The organism is Chromohalobacter sp. HP20-39 (genome assembly GCF_033052815.1).
Classification (GTDB): Bacteria; Pseudomonadota; Gammaproteobacteria; order Pseudomonadales; family Halomonadaceae; genus Chromohalobacter.
In genome coordinates, this window is sequence record NZ_JAWHTP010000355.1 from 1 (window position 1) to 331 (window position 331).

At 63.1% G+C, this 331-nt stretch carries 1 protein-coding gene; it reads right to left on the minus strand.

Going from position 1 to position 331, the window contains the following annotated elements:
- On the minus strand, positions 1–331 hold a 331-nt coding region (locus tag RVY79_RS18350), incomplete at both ends, for an ABC transporter ATP-binding protein (protein WP_317465971.1).

The following is a 331-nucleotide window of genomic DNA, read 5'->3' on the forward strand; positions in this document are numbered from 1 at the left end:
GCGAGGCTCGGCAGTTCTGCGCGGACCTGGCCCGGATGCGGCGAGAGGATCAGGATGCGGCTGCCGCAGCGGATCGCTTCCGGAATCGAGTGCGTGACGAACAGCACAGTGAATCGCGTTTCGTCCCACAGTTGCAGCAGCTCGTCCTGCATCTTGCGGCGCGTGAGCGCGTCGAGCGCGGCAAACGGTTCGTCCATCAGCAGCACGTCGGGCTCCATTGCCATGCCGCGGGCAATCGCTACACGTTGCTTCATTCCGCCCGACAGCATGTGCGGATGGTGGTCCGCAAACTTGGTGAGGTTCACCTTGTTGATGTAGTGCAGCGCGCGTT